18 protein-coding genes are annotated in these 16,347 nt (G+C 68.5%); 10 read left to right on the top strand and 8 right to left on the bottom strand.

Annotated elements, in window-relative coordinates; translation table 11 throughout:
• Positions 1 to 30: 30 nt before the first annotated feature.
• From lysA to FZ029_RS23645, 4 genes are all read left to right on the top strand, one after another.
• The gene (gene lysA / locus FZ029_RS23660) at positions 31 to 1,290 is read left to right on the top strand and encodes a diaminopimelate decarboxylase (RefSeq protein ID WP_149272214.1); all 1,260 of its coding nucleotides are present in this window, start codon (positions 31 to 33) and stop codon (positions 1,288 to 1,290) included.
• Positions 1,291 to 1,426: 136 nt separating this feature from the next.
• Entirely contained in the window at positions 1,427 to 1,852 is a 426-nt protein-coding gene (locus FZ029_RS23655; protein ID WP_149272189.1) for an OsmC family protein, read from the top strand.
• 248 nt (positions 1,853 to 2,100) lie between these two features.
• Positions 2,101 to 3,321: an ABC transporter substrate-binding protein gene (locus FZ029_RS23650; protein WP_149272188.1), complete on the top strand. Its 1,221-nt coding sequence runs from the start codon at positions 2,101 to 2,103 to the stop codon at positions 3,319 to 3,321.
• 8 nt (positions 3,322 to 3,329) lie between these two features.
• Entirely contained in the window at positions 3,330 to 5,678 is a 2,349-nt protein-coding gene (locus FZ029_RS23645) for an ATP-binding protein (protein WP_149272187.1), read from the top strand.
• 27 nt (positions 5,679 to 5,705) lie between these two features.
• Here FZ029_RS23645 and FZ029_RS23640 read toward each other — a convergent pair whose 3' ends face one another.
• Positions 5,706 to 5,954, bottom strand: coding sequence for a hypothetical protein (locus FZ029_RS23640; RefSeq protein ID WP_149272186.1), 249 nt, complete (start codon positions 5,952 to 5,954; stop codon positions 5,706 to 5,708).
• A 300-nt stretch (positions 5,955 to 6,254) separates the two neighbouring features.
• Between FZ029_RS23640 and FZ029_RS23635 the strand changes: the two genes are divergently transcribed.
• A complete protein-coding gene (locus FZ029_RS23635; protein ID WP_188052031.1) occupies positions 6,255 to 7,025 on the top strand; it encodes a Crp/Fnr family transcriptional regulator in 771 nt (256 codons plus the stop codon).
• Between the two features lie 140 nt (positions 7,026 to 7,165).
• Entirely contained in the window at positions 7,166 to 7,522 is a 357-nt protein-coding gene (locus tag FZ029_RS23630) for a Lin0512 family protein (protein WP_149201152.1), read from the top strand.
• Between the two features lie 10 nt (positions 7,523 to 7,532).
• Here the strand turns inward: FZ029_RS23630 and FZ029_RS23625 are convergent, their stop codons facing one another.
• Positions 7,533 to 7,931 (bottom strand): DUF6157 family protein, encoded by a 399-nt coding sequence (locus FZ029_RS23625; RefSeq protein WP_149272184.1) that lies wholly within the window; start codon positions 7,929 to 7,931, stop codon positions 7,533 to 7,535.
• 245 nt (positions 7,932 to 8,176) lie between these two features.
• On the opposite strand from FZ029_RS23625, the gene FZ029_RS23620 reads away from it, so the two are divergent.
• Together FZ029_RS23620 and FZ029_RS23615 are read left to right on the top strand one after the other, a co-directional pair.
• Complete coding sequence (locus tag FZ029_RS23620) at positions 8,177 to 8,587, top strand: DUF2000 domain-containing protein (protein WP_149272183.1); 411 nt, start codon at positions 8,177 to 8,179, stop codon at positions 8,585 to 8,587.
• Between the two features lie 10 nt (positions 8,588 to 8,597).
• Positions 8,598 to 9,188 (top strand): LysE family translocator, encoded by a 591-nt coding sequence (locus tag FZ029_RS23615; RefSeq protein ID WP_211104198.1) that lies wholly within the window; start codon positions 8,598 to 8,600, stop codon positions 9,186 to 9,188.
• A gap of 28 nt (positions 9,189 to 9,216) precedes the next feature.
• Here FZ029_RS23615 and FZ029_RS23610 read toward each other — a convergent pair whose 3' ends face one another.
• From FZ029_RS23610 to FZ029_RS23600, 3 genes are all read right to left on the bottom strand, one after another.
• Positions 9,217 to 10,047, bottom strand: a complete 831-nt coding sequence (locus FZ029_RS23610) for an AraC family transcriptional regulator (RefSeq protein ID WP_149272182.1) — start codon at positions 10,045 to 10,047, stop codon at positions 9,217 to 9,219.
• 78 nt (positions 10,048 to 10,125) lie between these two features.
• Positions 10,126 to 11,127: an AraC family transcriptional regulator gene (locus FZ029_RS23605; protein WP_149272212.1), complete on the bottom strand. Its 1,002-nt coding sequence runs from the start codon at positions 11,125 to 11,127 to the stop codon at positions 10,126 to 10,128.
• A gap of 194 nt (positions 11,128 to 11,321) precedes the next feature.
• Positions 11,322 to 11,825, bottom strand: coding sequence for a helix-turn-helix domain-containing protein (locus FZ029_RS23600; protein WP_149272181.1), 504 nt, complete (start codon positions 11,823 to 11,825; stop codon positions 11,322 to 11,324).
• A gap of 85 nt (positions 11,826 to 11,910) precedes the next feature.
• Here FZ029_RS23600 and FZ029_RS23595 point away from each other — a divergent pair, with 85 nt between their 5' ends.
• Positions 11,911 to 12,564, top strand: a complete 654-nt coding sequence (locus FZ029_RS23595; RefSeq protein ID WP_149272180.1) for a glutathione S-transferase family protein — start codon at positions 11,911 to 11,913, stop codon at positions 12,562 to 12,564.
• 96 nt (positions 12,565 to 12,660) lie between these two features.
• On the opposite strand, the gene FZ029_RS23590 is transcribed toward FZ029_RS23595, so the two are convergent.
• The 3 genes from FZ029_RS23590 to FZ029_RS23580 form a co-directional block, all read right to left on the bottom strand.
• A complete protein-coding gene (locus FZ029_RS23590) occupies positions 12,661 to 13,308 on the bottom strand; it encodes an HdeD family acid-resistance protein (protein WP_149272179.1) in 648 nt (215 codons plus the stop codon).
• Between the two features lie 76 nt (positions 13,309 to 13,384).
• Positions 13,385 to 14,056, bottom strand: coding sequence for an outer membrane lipoprotein carrier protein LolA (locus tag FZ029_RS23585; protein WP_149272178.1), 672 nt, complete (start codon positions 14,054 to 14,056; stop codon positions 13,385 to 13,387).
• A gap of 257 nt (positions 14,057 to 14,313) precedes the next feature.
• On the bottom strand, positions 14,314 to 15,588 hold the full coding sequence (locus FZ029_RS23580) for a UbiH/UbiF/VisC/COQ6 family ubiquinone biosynthesis hydroxylase (protein WP_149272177.1): 1,275 nt from the start codon (positions 15,586 to 15,588) through the stop codon (positions 14,314 to 14,316).
• A gap of 407 nt (positions 15,589 to 15,995) precedes the next feature.
• On the opposite strand from FZ029_RS23580, the gene glnK reads away from it, so the two are divergent.
• Entirely contained in the window at positions 15,996 to 16,334 is a 339-nt protein-coding gene (glnK, locus tag FZ029_RS23575) for a P-II family nitrogen regulator (protein WP_014189833.1), read from the top strand.
• Positions 16,335 to 16,347 lie beyond the last annotated feature (13 nt).

The following is a 16,347-nucleotide window of genomic DNA, read 5'->3' as shown; positions in this document are numbered from 1 at the left end:
GCCCGCACCGGTTCTCCGAATGGTTCGCCGATGAGCGTCTTCGCCTACCGCAACGGCGTTCTGCACGCCGAATCCGTGTCGCTGGAGGATATCGCTCGGGAGGTGGGCACCCCCTTCTACCTCTATTCCACCGCGGCGCTGGAATCGCACTACAACGCCTATGCCGGCGCCTTCGCCGGGCAGGATGCCGGCGTCTGCTATGCGTTGAAGGCCAATTCGAACCTCGCCGTCATCCGCACCCTGTCCAAGCTGGGCGCCGGCGGCGACGTGGTGTCGGTGGGCGAGATGAAGCGGGCGCTCGCCGGCGGCATTCCGGCGGAACGCATCGTCTTTTCCGGCGTCGGCAAGACCCGCGACGACCTGCGCGCCGCGCTGGAGGCCGGCATCCACCAGATCAACGTGGAATCGGTGCCGGAGCTGGAGGCGCTGAGCCAGATCGCCTCGTCCATGGGCGTGGAGGCTCCCATCGCCTTCCGCGTCAATCCGGACGTCGACGCCAAGACCCACGCCAAGATCGCCACCGGCAAGAAAGAGAACAAGTTCGGCATCGACTATGACCACGCGCGCGAGATCTACCGCCGCGCCGCGGCCCTGCCGGGCATCAAGCCGGTCGCCATCGCCGTCCATATCGGCTCGCAGCTGACCGACCTCGCCCCCTTCCGGGCGGCCTACGAGCGGGTGGCGGCCCTGCTGCACCAGCTGCGCGAGGACGGCCACGACATCCAGCGCCTGGACCTCGGCGGCGGCCTCGGCATCACCTACAAGAACGAGGCGCCGCCCGATCTTGCCGACTATGCCGCGATGGTGCGGTCCATCACCGGCAATCTCGGCTGCCGCATCACGCTGGAGCCGGGCCGCTCGCTGGTCGGCAACGCCGGCATCCTGGTCAGCCGCGTCATCTATGTGAAGCAGGGGCTGCACCGCCGCTTCGCCATCGTCGACGCGGCGATGAACGACCTGATCCGCCCGTCGCTGTACGACGCCTATCACGGCATCGTCCCGGTGGCGGAGCCGGCCGAAGGTGCCGCTGCCGAGCCCTACGACGTGGTCGGCCCGGTGTGCGAGAGCGGCGATACCTTCGCCGTGCAGCGCCCGCTGCCGCCGCTGGCCGACGACGACCTCGTCGCCTTCCTGTCGGCCGGCGCCTATGGCGCGGTGATGGCCTCGACCTACAACACCCGGCCGCTGGTGCCGGAGGTGCTGGTCAACGGCGACCGCTTCTCCGTCATCCGCCCCCGCCCGACGGTGGAGGAGATGCTGGCGGCCGAGCGCGTGCCCGACTGGTTGTAAAGGGCCGGCAGCGCGAAGGCGGCGCGAAGGGAGTATGCGGCTGGCCGCCGCGGTCGATGGCCCTAGGTCAGGCTCGACCGGTCCCCGCGATGGCGGCGGGCCGGTCCGACCATGACCAGCAAGGGGAGACATCACCATGGCGATGCGGCAATCGGATGCCGAATGGCGCGGCGACCTGAAATCGGGCAGCGGCAAGATGCGGCTGGGCAGCGGCGCCTTCGAAGGCAGCTACTCCTTTCCGTCGCGCTTCGAGAACGGCCAGGGCACCAATCCTGAGGAGTTGATCGCGGCAGCGCATGCCGGCTGCTTCTCCATGGCGCTGTCGGCCGGACTCAGTCAGGCCGGGCACACGCCGACCCGCGTCCACACCACCGCCAAGGTGCATCTGGAGAAGGCCGGCGCCGGCTTCGCCATCAGCCGGATCGAGCTGGAGTGCGAGGCGGAAATCCCCGGCATCGACGACGCCACCTTCCAGGAACAAGCGAACGGCGCCAAGGCCAACTGCCCGGTGTCGAAGGCGCTGGCCGGCACCCAGATCAGCCTGACCGCCAAACTGGTCTGAGCAAGCCGGTCCGATCCACCCGACAGGCGCGCGCCGCCCACCGCCGGACGGCGCGCGCCTGTCGCAATTTTGCCTCCAACGATAATAATGAGCGCTGCCGGCGGGCAACTTGCCACAACGGCACAGGTGTTCCGCATCCGCTGCTCGGCCGAAGGGCAGATTGACCCCGCCGTTCCCCCCTCCCATAGTGCCGCGTTACGCGTGCGGGAGCCGAACTTCCGTCCGCCGATCCAATCGAACGACGGTCAATGTTTTCCGAAGTCCTCCGCCTGTTCCGCCCAATTCTGGTTCTGCTTGCCCTCGCGCTTTCGCTTGCGGCAGTACCGGCTGGCGCCGCCGGGCCGGTGGAGCGGCAAAGTGCCGGGGAACCGGTGGTGCTGGCGCTGGACGGCGAATTCGGTCTGAACAACAGCACCTCGGCCGAATCGATCGAGCGCGGGATCCTGACCGCCATCGACGACATCAACCGCGGCGGCGGGGTTCTGGGCGGCCGGCCGCTGACGCTGGTCACGCGCGAACACCGCTCGATCTCCGCCCGCGGCATCAAGAACATCCGGGAACTGGCCACCATCCCCGGATTGGTCGCCGTCTTCGGCGGCCGGTTCAGCCCGGTGGTGATCGAGGAACTGCCGATCCTGGAACAGACCCGCACCCTGTTCCTGGCCCCCTGGTCGTCGGCCGACGCCATCGTCGACAACGGGATGGAGCCCAATTACATCTTCCGCCTGTCGCTGCGCGACAGTCTGGCGATGCCATTCCTGCTGAAGCGCGCCGCCGACCGCGGCCTGACCCGCGTCGGGCTGCTGCTGACCAACACCGCCTGGGGCCGCTCCAACCTGGAGGCGGCCAACCGCCACCTCGTGCGGCACAGGACGCCGGAACTGGTCGGCACCGCCTGGTACAACTGGCGCGACCGTACCCTGATCGACAGGTACAAGGCGCTGGCCGATGCCGGCGCCCAGGCGATCCTGCTGGTGGCCAACGACGACGAGGCCGCCCTGCTGGTCCGCGAGGTCGCCGCCCTGCCGCCGGCGCGGCGGCTGCCGATCCTCAGCCATTGGGGCGTCACCGGCGGCGATTTCGTCGGACAGGCCGGGCCGGCCCTGCAGGAGGTGGACTTCAGCGTGGTCCAGACCTTCAGCCCCTTCCGCATCCCCAAGGACCGGCTGGCTCCGGTGCTGGACACCGCCGGACGCCTGTTCGGCATCCACCGGCCGGAAGACATCGTGTCGCCGGTGGGGTTCCTGCACGCCTATGATCTGACCCGCATCCTGGCGCTCGCCATCGACCGCGCCGGCACCACCGACCGCGCCGCCGTGCGCGACGCGCTGGAACAGGTCGGCCCCTATCACGGGGTGACCCGCGACTACGACCGTCCCTTCGCCCCCGGCCGGCACGAGGCGCTGGGGCCGGACGACCTGCTGATGGCCCGCTTCCGTGCCGATGGCATGCTGGTTCCGGTGGATTGAGAGCACCGATGACCGATCCAGACCCCACCGGCCCCGTCCACAACGGCACCATCCCCCGAGCCGCCCAGCGGATGCTGACGTCCGGACGGCTGGCCCGCCGCTTCGCGCTGGTGTCGCTGGCGCTGGGCGTGCTGATCGCCATCCTGATCGGCGCCAGCCTGTATCTGGTGTCGAGCCGCCATCTGGTGCGCCAGCACCATGCCAATGTGGAGGCGAACGCCAGCCTAGCCGCCCGCCAGACCGAGGGGCTGCTGTCCACGCTGGTGACGACGGTGCGCGAACTGGCCGATAACAGCGTGCTCGCCACGGCACTGGTCGATTCGGCGGGGAAGGAGACCTATCTGATCCCCTTCCTGGGCAGCTTCAACCACATCGCCAGCGTGCCGGTGGCGCTGGTCTTCACCGATTTCGAAGGCGAGCCGATCGCCGACAACGGGCGCCATGACACCCCGCTGGCCATTGGGCCGGCCGACATGGCGTGGCTGCGCGCCGCCATCGCGGCCGGCAAGCCCGCCGCCAGGGTGGTGCAGGAGGGCGAAACCCAGTTCCTGCTGGCGGCGGAAATGCTGATCTATTCCCGCACCGCCTCGCCGGAAGGGGCGCTGCTCTACAAGGTGCCTCTCGACTCCCTGGTCCTGCATCCGGAGGCGGAGCTTCTCCACGGCAGCGGGCCGCCCCCGCCGGTTCGGCCCGACATGATGGCGGTGACGGTGCCGCTGACCGTGCCGGAACGGCTGGCGAAGCTGGGGTTGAAGCTGCGGCTGGAGGCGCCGGATACGCCGACCACGGCGCACCTGTCCTGGATGCTGCCCGCCTATGGTCTGGTGGCAATCCTCGCCCTGCTGGCGATCTATATCGGCAGCCGCGCCGTCGGCAACCATATGACCCGGTCCCTGCGCGAGCTGGAACGGCTGGCCGGCGCCATCGCCACCGACGGCTTCACCGGGCAGCGCGCCCGGGTGCGCGGCAACGACGAGGTTTCGGCGCTGGCGCGCGGCTTCAACGCCATGCTGGACCACATCGCGGCGATCCAGCGCGAGCGCGAGATGCGCGCGGCGGAGGAGATCACCATCCAGCGCACCTTGGCCGAGCGCGCCGAACAGGCCCGCGCCGAGGCGGAAAGCGCCCGCAACGAGGAGGAACGCTCGCGCCAGGAGGCGGTGATGGCGCTGATGGTGGCGGAGCGCGCCAACGCCGCCAAGACGCATTTCCTGGCGGCGGCCAGCCACGACCTGCGCCAGCCGGTGCAGTCGCTGGTCCTGCTGACCTCCGCCCTGGCGATCCGGCTGGGCGACCATCCCGCGGCATCGCTGGTCGGCAGCATCGAGGCGTCGATGGACGCGCTGTGCCGCCTGCTCGACGCCATCCTGGACATCTCCAAGCTGGATGCCGGCACGGTCTCCCCCAACATCCAGGCGGTGTCGCTCGGCACCATCTTCGCCCGGCTGGAGGGAGAATACCGGCTGCGCGCCGCGGAGAAGGGCGTCGCCTTCCGCAGCGTCCCCACCAACGTGACGCTGAACGCCGACCCGGCGCTGCTGGAACGGATCATCCGCAATCTGGTGGAGAACGCGCTGCGCTACACCGACCACGGCCGCATCCTGCTGGGCTGCCGCCATCGTCCGGGGGCCTTGCGCATCCAGGTCTACGACACCGGCATCGGCATCCCGCCCGAGCATCTGGAGCGGATCTTCCACGAATTCTACCAAGTCTCCAACCCCACCCGCGACCGCGGCAAGGGGCTGGGGCTGGGGCTGGCCATCGTCGACCGGCTGGCGCGGCTGCTGGGCTACCGCGTGCATGTCGCGTCCCGGCCGAACAAGGGGTCCTGCTTCACGTTGGACATCCCCATCTCCGCCCTGCCGGCGGCCACGGCGGCGTCCGGGGCACCCCATGCGGAACAGGCACCGGAACCCGGACGCGGCACCGCCCTGGTGATCGACGACGATCCGCTGGTGCGCGAGGGGCTGACCCTGCTGATCGAGGATTTCGGCTGGCGCGTGACCGCGGCCGACAGCGCCGCCGATGCGCTCCGCCTGCTGCGGGACCAGCCGCGACCGCCCGATCTGGTGATCGCCGATTACCGGCTGGAGGCGGGCGCCACCGGGCTGGAGGCCCTTCGTGCGGTCGAAGCCGCTCTGCGGGAGCGGGGATTTCCCGCCCCGGCCTGCGTCGTGCTGACCGGCGACACCGCACCGGAACGCATCGCCGATGCCGAGGCCAGCGGCTACCGCATCCTGCACAAGCCGATCGCCGCCAAGGAGGTCGCGCAATTGTTGAGCGATTCCCTGACGGACCAGCCCACCGGCCGGCCGCAGACCGGCGACCGGCGGAATTCGACCATCCTGCAGGACTGATCGCGCCGGTTCGCCCGTACCCGTGCGTCAGCCACGACCGTAGTGGCCGGCGGCGTCCACCTGAAGGGCGAGACGCTCGATGAAGCGTACCGCCAACTCCTGACGCAGGCTTGCCGGTTCCGGCATTTCCTGCCGCAGATGGGCGGCAGCGGCGTCCTCGAGCACGCCCCGTGCCTCCTCGACCGTGAGGAGGCCCTTTTCGACCATGGCGATCACCAGCGATTCACAAATCGAGAGAGCGGCCATACCCGCCGCCTCTTCCTCCGACGTCATCATGCCCCCCGTCCGATTTGGTTCTCCACCCCGCCCGGCCAAACCGCCGGTAGGTCCAATTGCATAGGGAACAACACACGGGTCGGCTGCGCGTCACAGGCCGTTCGAGAAAAATATCGGGCCGATTAACCTATGTTGTGGCTGCCTAGCCTGAAAACCCTAAACGTTCGAGACATCGCGGAACCGGTTCAACGGCGCGCCCGTTTATCGAAACGCCAATATTAGGACAAAGAAGGCAAAGAGACGACCATGACTCGCGCCCCGGCGAGCCGCGCCCTAGAGTCCACTCCATTGTGGCTCAAATTGAGCAGCTACCTCGTCCTGTCGGATGAGGAAAAGATGTATCTTGCCGATCTGGAAAGGACGATCGATCGCGTGTCGCCACGCACCGATCTTCTCCAGCAGGGCGAAAGATATCGCGACGTCCGCGTCATGAGGGAGGGATGGGCGATCCGCCACAAAGCCTTGCCGGACGGACGGCGCCAGGTCGTCAACTTCGTGTTGCCGGGCGACATCATCGGCATGTACTGCACCCTGTTCGAATCGGCCGACCACAGCGTCACCACCCTGACCCCGGTCGAGGTGGCGAGCTTCCCGCCGGAGAAGATCGGCGAGCTGTTCCGGTCCTTCCCGCGCCTTGCCGCCGCGCTGGCCTGGTCCGGCGCGCGGGAGGAGGCCATCGTCGCGGAACGGCTGCTCAGCCTGGGCCGCCGCACCGCGCTGGAGCGCACCGCCCATCTGATCGTCGAGCTTCTGCGCCGCCTCAGCATCGTCAACATGGTGACCGACGGGCATTTCGTCCTGCCGGTGACGCAGGAGATCCTGGCCGATGCGCTGGGTCTCAGCATCGTCCACATCAACCGCACCCTGCGGCGGCTGCGCGACAGCGGCCTGATCGAGCTGAACGGCCAGCGGATCACCGTCAACGACGTGCGCCAGCTCGCCTCCGTCGGCCAGTTCGACGAGCTGTACCTCCACCTGATCCGCGCGCCCCGCCGCCTGGAACGCGCCTTCTCCGGCGCCCACCACCACAACGGCGCCAAGATGGACGGCGAAATCCGCACGAAGGCGTGACGGGTGTCCGGTGCGGTGGGGGGGCCGGCGCCTTCCACCCCCCGAAATTCCCCCCGCCACCCCTGGCCCTTCCCGGGTCCACGCGCCATCATCCCCGTCGATCAACAGCCACGACCGACAGCCATGGAAGGCCCGACGCGATGAAACAGGTGATGTTCGTGGAACTCGGCATGGGGGTGGATCTGCATGGCCAGGACGTGACCAAGGCCGCCATCCGCGCCGTGCGCAACGCCATAGAGCGCAACTCAATGCCCGGCATGCGCGCCCTGGTCGACGGCGACACCGGCAGGATGCAGGTGCGCGTCCACCTCGCCGTGCCGGCCGATGCCGACCGGCTGGACCACGAGGCGGTGAAGGCCGTCTTCCCCTATGGCGCCGTCAGCATCCACGTCACCAGCGGCGGCATGCTGGCGCCGAGCGGCATCTTCCTGGCCGACAAGAACGACCGCAACGAGCAGATCTACGTCGTCAACGCGGCGGTGGAGGTCGGGATCTGAACCGGCACCGTCAGCCGCGGCTGTTGCGCATCCCGGCAACGATGTTCAGGTCCGCATGGCGGCTCAGGTCGCGGTAGGCGTCGCTCTCGGCCCCATAGGCGGCGACCCGGCCGTCGCCGTCATGGTGCAGGCCCCAGCCATACTGCTTGACCAGCGGCGACGCCCGCAGGCAGGCCTGCGGCTTGCCGAAGAGCCGGTCGCGCGCCGCCTCGCGCTCTTCCGGCGGAATGCCGTTGCGGATCATGTGGACCTCCAGCAGCAGTTCGTCGCTGGTCATCGCATAGGGCCGTTCCAAGAGCAGCGAGAGCTGCAGCGCGCCGATCGTACCGGCTTTGGACGGAACGATGCCGGTCTTTGCCTTGCAGTCGGCCGCGGCGGTGATGAAGGTGTTGACGTAGTTCGTTGACATCCCGGCACCCCAAATGCCCCCAGGCAGCCCCCCAAGCGACGGTGCTGTCGGGACAATATAGGCGGTGCGGATGCCGGTTGCAGCCCTGCCCCCGCGCATCCGCGCGGGCAACGGGCCGAACCGTCTGCAGTGCGCCGCGAGCGGCCGACACCTTCCGGCCGTGGGTAATTTCATTCAATACCCGCCCCTGCCCGATCCACGACAGTCCCCGGCCTGACCCTCATCCAACAAAGGGAATGCCGGACGTGACACGCTGCGTCTTCATCATCGACCGCGCCCTGCCGCCGGGGCTGGTCGCCAACACCGCCGCCGCCCTGTCGATGACTCTGGGGAAACTGCGGCCCGAACTGGTGGGCTGCGACCTGCAGGATGCCGACGGCGTCGGCCATCCCGGCATCACCTCCATCGTGATGCCGATCCTGGTGTCGGACGCCGACGGCCTGCGCGCCCTGCGCCGGAACGCGGCGGAGCGCGAGGCCGAAGGGTTGGGCGTGATCGGCATGACCGACGTCGCCCAGCGCGCCAAGAGCTACGACGATTACAGCCGACGGCTCGCCGCCACCCGGCAGGAGGAGCTGCGTTATCTCGGCCTCTGCCTCCACGGCCCGGCGGCGCTGGTGCGCTCGCTGACCGGTTCGCTGCCGCTGCTGAAGTAGGGCGGTGGCAATGATGACGCTGTACCTGTCGATGGCCGGCTTCGCGCTGGCCGCCTCGATCTCCCCCGGCCCGGTCAATGTGGTGGCGCTGTCCAGCGGAGTTTCCCACGGCCTGCGCGCCACCCTGCACCATGTCGCCGGCGCCACACTGGGCTTCGTCCTGCTGCTGGTGCTGGCCGGGCTTGGACTGGCGGAGCTGTTGCGCGGCTGGCCCGCCGCCGCTGCGCTGACCCGCTGGGCGGGCGTGGCCTTCCTGCTGTGGATGGGCTGGAAGCTGTGGAGGAGCGACGGCGCGATCGCCGACGACGAACCACCCCGGGCTCCCTCGGTCTTTCAGGGCGCCGCCATGCAGTGGCTGAACCCCAAGGCCTGGGTCGCGGCGCTGGCCGGGGTCGGTGCCTATGCCGGGGACGATCCTGCCCGACTCTGGATCTTCGCCGGGCTGTATTTCGTCATCTGTTATCTGTCCGTCGGCTGCTGGGCCTATGCAGGCGCCCGGCTGCGCCATCTGCTGGCGGATGGTCGGCGGATGCGGCTGTTCAACCGTGCGATGGCCGCCCTGCTGGCGGCGAGCGCCGTCCATATCGGCATCGCCGCCTGATCGCCACCCCCGCCTTCGTGCCGGCCTTTCACTCCCGGCGCATGTACTGGCCGGGGGTGGCGGCGACATGCCGTTTGAAGGCGCGCTGGAAATGGGCCTGATCGGCGAAGCCGGCATCCAGCGCGACCTCCACGATCGGGCGGCCGCGTTGCAGCTCCCGCCGGCCGAACTGGATGCGGCGGTTGATCTGGTAGGCGTGCGGCGTCAGCCCGTAGCGCGCCTTGAATGACCGCACCAGATAGGACGGCGAAAGGCCCGATACCTCGGCGATCTCGCCCAGCCGCAGCGGCCGGGTGCAATAGGCTGAGATGAAGGCGGCGGCCCGTTCCAGCGCCGCATGCTCGCCGCCCCGATCCGCGCCGGCCGGCAGTCCGCCATATCGTTCACCGCCCAGCGCCTGCCGCAGCCCGGCGAAGAAGGCCCGGACCGCCGCCTCCTTCCCGGTGCTGTCGGGAAGCGGATCGAACAGCAGCCCGAACAGCCGCTCCAGCCGACCGGCCAATTCCGGATCGCGGCTCAGGTGCGGGGCGAAGGGCCGGAACGCCGCCTCCCCCTCCAGCGCCGCCAGCCATGCGGCATCGGCATGCAGCATGCGATAGGACCATGGCCGGCCGTCCAGCGGGTTGCAGACATGCGCCTCGTCGGGGTTCATCAGCACGACGGTGCCGGCGGCGATCCGGTGGCAGTCGGCGCCGATGCGGAAGTCGCTGACGCCGCCGGTGACCAGCCCGATGGAAAAGGTCGGGTGGCTGTGCCAGCCGTAACTGACCTCCTGCCCCTCCTCGATGCTCCGCGCCTCCAGATGCGGAAGCGAGGGGTCCCGCCAGAAACGGTGCCGATTCGTCGATGCGCGCGCCATGCCGGCCCTGTCCTGCCCCGGAAATTTCCCGGCATCGATCTTATGACAGGAGGCTCGCGACCGCCATCCGCCGCCGCTTCAGCCCTTGCCCCCGCGCATCATTGCCGGCGACGCGCCGAACCAGCGCCGGAAGGCGCGGCTGAAGGCGCTAACCTCCGAATAGCCGAGCAGGGCGCCGATGTCGGCGATGGGGACGTGGCGCTGGCGGATGTAGACGGCCGCCAGATCGCGCCGCACCCCCTCCACCAGATCGGAGAAGCTCAGGCCGTCGTCGGCCAGCCGGCGTTGCAGGGTCCAGCGGGCGATGCCCAGCCGGTCGGCGATGTCCTCGACATAGGGCGGACCTTCCGGCAGCCGCGCCCGCACCTCCGCCTTCACACGGTCGAGCAGCGGCGGCGTGCCGGTGCCGCGGGCGATGTCGATCAGCGTGCCGCACAGCCCGGTCAGCCGCGCCATGTCGCCGCCGGGCATGCGGCGGTCCAGATGGCGGTCGCGCAGCAGGATGGCGTTGGTGCGCTGGCCGAAATGGGCGGGCGCGTCGAACAGCGACTGATGCTGGCGCCAGCCCTCCGGCTTGGGATGCTCGAAATGCACCTCCTCCGGCATCCAGTTCGGACCAAGGCAGGCGCGCACCACATTGGCGAACATGCCCATGGTCAGTTCGGCATCCTGCCGCCGCTCGACGATACGGCCGTCGAGGATGCGGTATTCCAGCCGCAGCAACTCGCCCTCGCGGACGAAGCGGGTCTCGGTCGCCTGCTGGTGGAAGGGAAACAGCCGGGCCAGATGGTCCAGCGCGGCCCCCAGAGTCGGAGCGGCCAGCGCGATGGAGCCGATCAGCCCCAGCATTTCCGGCTGGAACTGCCGGCCGTAGAGCAGGCCGAAATTGTCGTTGCCGGTCTCCGCCGCCGCCACCTCCATCATCGCCACATAGGCGCGGAGGTCGAGCGCCACCGTCGGCTGGCCCAACGCCCGCTCCTCCACGCCGGCGCGGTGGAACACCCGGTCGGGACAGCCCCCCTGCCCGGCGATGAAGTTCGACACCCCGGACGCGGCGGCGGCCAGGATGTTGTGTTGCACAGAACCTGTGCGGCCATCGCCAAGCTGGCCGGCAGTCTGCCCAATAGTCGGTCGGTGCGGCGTCATGACACAGCCCCTCGCAGCCGTTTTGCCGCAGCGCAGCAAACATCGTGCCGGAGTTCAGCCTGCCAGAATTGGTTTGCTTAGGAAATTATACGATCGCCTTACGATCGCGCGGGAGAGCGACAGTCCCGTCAGCCCGGCGCCTGCCGGATCGCTTCGTAGGCAGCGTTCAACCGCTGCAAGACAGACTCCTGGACCGGCGAGCCGCTTGCATCGGCATTCAGGTGACGCGCGCGCAGTTCGCCCATCAGCGCTTCCCACAAGGGCGGGCCGCCCTCTTCGAGAAGCTGCGCGCGGATCGACAACTCTCTGGACGCAGGCGCATGCCGCCGCCCCCATGCGCCCATCTGGGCCAGCAACGGCACAAGCTGGATCGCCGGTTCGGTCAGGCTGTAGATCGCGCTCTGCCGGTGACGCGGGTCGTCGGACTTGGTCAGCAGGCCCGCCGCGAGCAGCCGCTTGAGCCGGTCCGCCAGGACATTGGAAGCGATACCCTCTTCCGAGCGGGTAAGGAGTTCGCGATAGCGGCGCCGGTCGCCGAAAATGATGTCGCGGATGACGATCAGGCTCCAGCGGTCGCCCAGGACCTCCAGCGTCAGGTTGATCGGACACCCCGATCGATGTGCGTCCTGCAAGACCGGTCTCCTTCCGCTTGCAAAGTAGGATCGGTCGCGGTAGCTTTCAACTGCTTGCAAATCGCAAGCAGTTGGAGGTGCCCCGATGTCGCTGACGCTCTATGCACACCCCTTCTCTTCCTATTCCCAGAAGGTGCTGATCGCGCTGTGGGAGAACGACATTCCCTTCACCTATCGGAATCTGGAGGATCCGGACGCGGCGGCGGAGCGGGCGGCGCTGTGGCCGCTCGGTCGCTTTCCCGTGCTGGTGGACGACGGCCGCACGGTCGTGGAATCCAGCATCATCATCGAGCATCTGGATCTCCATCATGCCGGGCCTGTCCGCTGGTTGCCCGGGGATGGTGACGCCGCCCTGGAGGTCCGGCTGATGGACCGCTTCTTCGACAACTACATCATGACGCCCATGCAGGCGCCGGTGTTCGAGTCGCTGCGACCGGACGCGACGCGGCTGGACGAGGTGAAGGAGAAGACCCGCCGGGATCTCGATACGTCCTATGCCTGGCTGGAGGAGAGGCTGTCGGGCCGACACTGGGCGGCCGGCGAGAGTTTCACCATGGCCGACTGCGCCGCGGCCCCGTCGCTCTTCTATGCCGATTGGGTTCACCGGATCGGCCCCGGTTTCCCGCGGCTGCGGGACTATCGCTCGCGCCTGCTGGCGCGGCCGTCCATCGCGCGCGCAGTCGACGAAGGGCGGCCTTACCGGTCCTACTTCCCGCTCGGCGCGCCCGACCGCGACTGACCGGCGGAGAGCGCATGCCGGCGACCACTGGGCAGGCGATCTCTGGGCAGGCGATCTCCGGGCAGGCGGTCTCCGGAAATGGCCGAGATCACGGGCTCAGACCGCCGCCGTCATCCCGCCGCCGCCCGGGGAGTTGTTCTCCCGATGGCAGTGCCGCAGCCGGAAGGCGGTCACCAGCGCCAGCACCCCGAAGGCGATCAGGTACGCCGCCACACCCCAGGCGAGCGCCAGCAGCCCCAGCGCCGGCAGCACCCACATGCTGAGCCCGAACAGGATCGACAGCACGCCGGCCACGCCCCAGGCCCATTTGCCATGGGTGCGGTCCATCCGCCAGGCGCCCATCACCTCGGCGAAGCCGGTGATGACCGACCATGCCGCGATCAGGAACACCAGCGCGAACAGGCTGGCGGCCGGCCACAGCGCGGCGACGATGCCGGCGATCAGGCTGACCACCCCCTCCAGAATGAAGGGCAGCGAGCGTTCATGATGGCGGGAGGCGCGGATGCCGGCCAGGATGGCGAAGACGCCGTCCAGCAGCAGATATGCGGCGAAGGTCAGCGCCAGGGTCGCCACCGTCACGCCCGGCATCAGCAGGGCCAGCACCCCCAGCAGGATCGCCGCCGCCCCGCGCAGGGCCAGAGCCCACCAGTTGCGCGCCAGCGCCATGTTCATGCTGCGCAGACGATTCGCCGGGTCTACCCGCGGCTGGCCGGCCCCAGTCGGGTTTGCCTGATCGATGGACATGGAACGCCTCCTGTTGCCAGTCACGCGAAATGACAACAGAAGGCGAAGGGTTTTGTTGCCCGGTTTGGAAGGCCGGTCAGTTGTTGCGGCCGAAATCCGACCCGCGCTGCGGCTCCTTGAAATAGAACATGTCACGGTCGAAGGTGACGTCGGTGCGCGGGTTCAGCAGCGCCACCTCGGTGGTCGTGCCCTGGGCGTCCAGCACCCGCCACTTGCGCAGCTGGAACGGATGATCCTCGAACACCAGGGTCAGGGTGCCCTTGCCGGGATCCTTGCTCTCCAGCAGGCTGACCTCGATCACGCCGGGTGCCTGGAACACGTCGGTGACGGTGACATCGCCCGACAACCGGATGTTCTTGCGCAGGATGAAGTCGGCCAGCGTCGAGCCGATGGGCGCGCTCGACTGCTGGCGCATCTCGCCGTCCCAATAGAAGACGAAGGTGCCGTCGGCGACGATGAAGTCCTTCAGCGGCCGGTCATATTCCAGCCGCATCCGGCCGGGCCGCCACAGATAGAAGGTGCCGGTCGCCTGCCGCCCGTTGGGGGCCACCTGCAGGAACTTCGACTGCAGGGTGGTGATGCCGTTCAGATACTCCTCCACCTTGGCGACGACCGCTTGGTCCTGCGCCGACAGCGAGACGGGAGTGGCCGGGGCGGCGATGGCGGACGGGGCGAAAGCCGCCGGCAGCGGGGCCAGAAGGGTGGCGAACAGCAGGGCGGCGGAAAGGCGGCGAAGCACGGTCTTCATCCTTGGTCGTAGTGGCCCGTATTGCTTGGCCGGGCAGTGTGGCGGACATAAGGCGTCCGCCCCCCGCTGCCAAGGAGCACCAAAGGCGGGACCACGGAAGTGAGGTCAGGCAGGCTGCGGATTTTCAGGGGCTTTTCTCGACCGTCATCCCCGCGAAGGCGGGGATCCAGGAAACCTCGCAGTTCAGCGGCTGAACCGGCTGGATTCCCGCCTTCGCGGGAATGACGGCCGAAAGACGCTCGTGATGGGAACCAATTTCACAATGGCTGCCCCTTGATCATCCGCGGCAGGTCGCCGACCACGCCCATCGCGTGCTTCATGAAGAAGCGCTTGACCGGCGGCAGCCGGTTGATCACCGCCATCCCCAGGTCGCGCGCCAGCTTCACCGGCGGGATGTTGTTGGAGAACAGATGGACCAGCCCGTCGCACACCGCCGCCAGCAGCACGGTGTCGAAGCGGCGCCAGCGCTGGAAACGGGCCAGCACCTCCGGCCCGCCGACGTCGAGGCCGAGGCGATAGGCGTCGACCACCACCTCCGCCAGCGCGGCGACGTCGCGCATGCCCAGGTTCAACCCCTGCCCGGCGATCGGGTGGATGGCGTGCGCCGCCTCCCCCACCAACGCCAGACGGTCGGCGATGAAGCGGTCGGCCAGCAGGACCGACAGCGGCCAGGCCTCGCGCTTGGTCAGAAGCGTGATCTCGCCGAGATAGCCGCCGGACCGGCGCTGCAGCTCGTCGACGAACTGGTCGACGGGCAGCTTCAGGTAGGTTTCGACCAGCGAGGTCTTCTCGCTCCACACGATGGAACAGCGGTTGTCCGTCATCGGCAGGACGGCGAAGGGGCCGTTGGGCAGGAAATGCTCGACCGCGACGCCCTTGTTCGGCTCGGTGTGGCGGATGGTGCAGATGATGGCGCTCTGGTCGTAGGACCAGCGCCGCACCTTGATGCCGGCACTGTCGCGCGCCATCGACCGCCGCCCGTCGGCGCCGACCAGCAGCCGGCCGCGCACCGTGCGCCCGTCGGCCAGCCGCACCGTCACGCCCGACCGCGTCCGCTCCACCGTCACCGCCTTGGCCGGCGCCAGATGGACCAGCCCCGGCAGCTCGGCCGCGCGGGTGAACAGGGCGTGGCGGATGTCCTTGTTGTCCAGGATCCAGCCGAAGGGCTGGTGCTTGCCCTCCATCGCCAGTTCGGTGTGGTCATAATGGATGAACAGGGGCGAGAACTGGTCGGCGATGCGGATGTCCAGCATCGGGCCGGCCTGATCGGCCATGTGGTGCCAAACCCCCGCCGCCTCCAGCACCATCTTCGAGGCATAGGAGATCGCGGTGGTGCGGATGTCGAAATCGCCGCCGCCCATGCGTTCGGGGCTGTCCTGGTCGATGCAGACCACCGGCACGCCGGCGCTGGCCAGCGCCGCCGCCATGGTCAGCCCGGCCAGACCGCCGCCCAGCACCACGACCTCCGTGGTGATGTCGCCGCCCTGCGGCGGGACGGTCGCGTTGCCCGATTCGGTGCCCGGTACGGCCATGATGCTCGCTGCCCTCTCGCCTTCGATGCCTGTGGCGCGGTCGTCGGCCGGAATTGAGCCTTGTGCCCAAGCCTTGCCGGCGCCGCCACGCGACCAAACAATTGTCGCACGGGCGCGTCCTGTCCAGTGTCCTGTCCCCGGCCGGGCGCGGCCGGCCACCGGACAGATTGTCGCTGAATGTTTTTTGGGCAGATGCCGCCCTTTTGGGCGCCCATTCGACAGGCATATTCCCATCCTTTCAGCGCAATTCAACCGGCACGATTCTTGTAATCGTTGATTTTTGCGGTCGACGCGAACAGGCTTGGGCCATCGGCGGAAGGACGGTACGGTGACAGGCCGGACTGGAACCGCAACGGGGCGGCCACAGCCTTACACGCGGCCGGAACAACGCTTTAAGGGGAAGCCACATGAAACTGGTTATGGCCATCATCAAGCCGTTCAAGCTCGACGAAGTGCGCGAGGCGCTGACGTCGCTCGGGATCCAGGGCCTGACCGTCAGCGAGGTCAAGGGCTTCGGCCGCCAGAAGGGCCAGACGGAAATCTACCGCGGCGCCGAATATTCCGTGAGCTTCCTGCCCAAGGTGAAGGTCGAGGTCGCCGTGTCCGACGACCAGTACGAGCAGGTGGTGGAGGCGATCCAGAAGGCCGCCAACACCGGCCGCATCGGCGACGGCAAGATCTTCGTGCTGGAGATCGCCCAGGCCGTGCGCATCCGCACCGGCGAGACCAACTCCGAGGCGCTGTAAGGCTTCTAGCCCC

It is taken from the genome of Azospirillum sp. Sh1 (genome assembly GCF_008365135.1).
GTDB classification, from domain to species: Bacteria; Pseudomonadota; Alphaproteobacteria; order Azospirillales; family Azospirillaceae; genus Azospirillum; species Azospirillum oryzae.
This window is presented reverse-complemented; position numbering and strand designations above follow the sequence as displayed.

Excerpts from the sequence above, each read along its gene's own strand:
- FZ029_RS23640 (WP_149272186.1), bottom strand. The coding sequence starts at position 5,954 with ATGATGACGTCGGAGGAAGAGGCGGCGGGTATGGCCGCTCTCTCGATT.
- glnK (WP_014189833.1), top strand. The coding sequence starts at position 15,996 with ATGAAACTGGTTATGGCCATCATCAAGCCGTTCAAGCTCGACGAAGTG.
- FZ029_RS23585 (WP_149272178.1), bottom strand. The coding sequence starts at position 14,056 with ATGAAGACCGTGCTTCGCCGCCTTTCCGCCGCCCTGCTGTTCGCCACC.
- lysA (WP_149272214.1), top strand. The coding sequence starts at position 31 with ATGAGCGTCTTCGCCTACCGCAACGGCGTTCTGCACGCCGAATCCGTG.
- FZ029_RS23650 (WP_149272188.1), top strand. The coding sequence starts at position 2,101 with ATGTTTTCCGAAGTCCTCCGCCTGTTCCGCCCAATTCTGGTTCTGCTT.
- FZ029_RS23645 (WP_149272187.1), top strand. The coding sequence starts at position 3,330 with ATGACCGATCCAGACCCCACCGGCCCCGTCCACAACGGCACCATCCCC.
- FZ029_RS23630 (WP_149201152.1), top strand. The coding sequence starts at position 7,166 with ATGAAACAGGTGATGTTCGTGGAACTCGGCATGGGGGTGGATCTGCAT.
- FZ029_RS23625 (WP_149272184.1), bottom strand. The coding sequence starts at position 7,931 with ATGTCAACGAACTACGTCAACACCTTCATCACCGCCGCGGCCGACTGC.
- FZ029_RS23580 (WP_149272177.1), bottom strand. The coding sequence starts at position 15,588 with ATGGCCGTACCGGGCACCGAATCGGGCAACGCGACCGTCCCGCCGCAG.
- FZ029_RS23610 (WP_149272182.1), bottom strand. The coding sequence starts at position 10,047 with ATGGCGCGCGCATCGACGAATCGGCACCGTTTCTGGCGGGACCCCTCG.
- FZ029_RS23595 (WP_149272180.1), top strand. The coding sequence starts at position 11,911 with ATGTCGCTGACGCTCTATGCACACCCCTTCTCTTCCTATTCCCAGAAG.
- FZ029_RS23590 (WP_149272179.1), bottom strand. The coding sequence starts at position 13,308 with ATGTCCATCGATCAGGCAAACCCGACTGGGGCCGGCCAGCCGCGGGTA.
- FZ029_RS23615 (WP_211104198.1), top strand. The coding sequence starts at position 8,598 with ATGATGACGCTGTACCTGTCGATGGCCGGCTTCGCGCTGGCCGCCTCG.
- FZ029_RS23655 (WP_149272189.1), top strand. The coding sequence starts at position 1,427 with ATGGCGATGCGGCAATCGGATGCCGAATGGCGCGGCGACCTGAAATCG.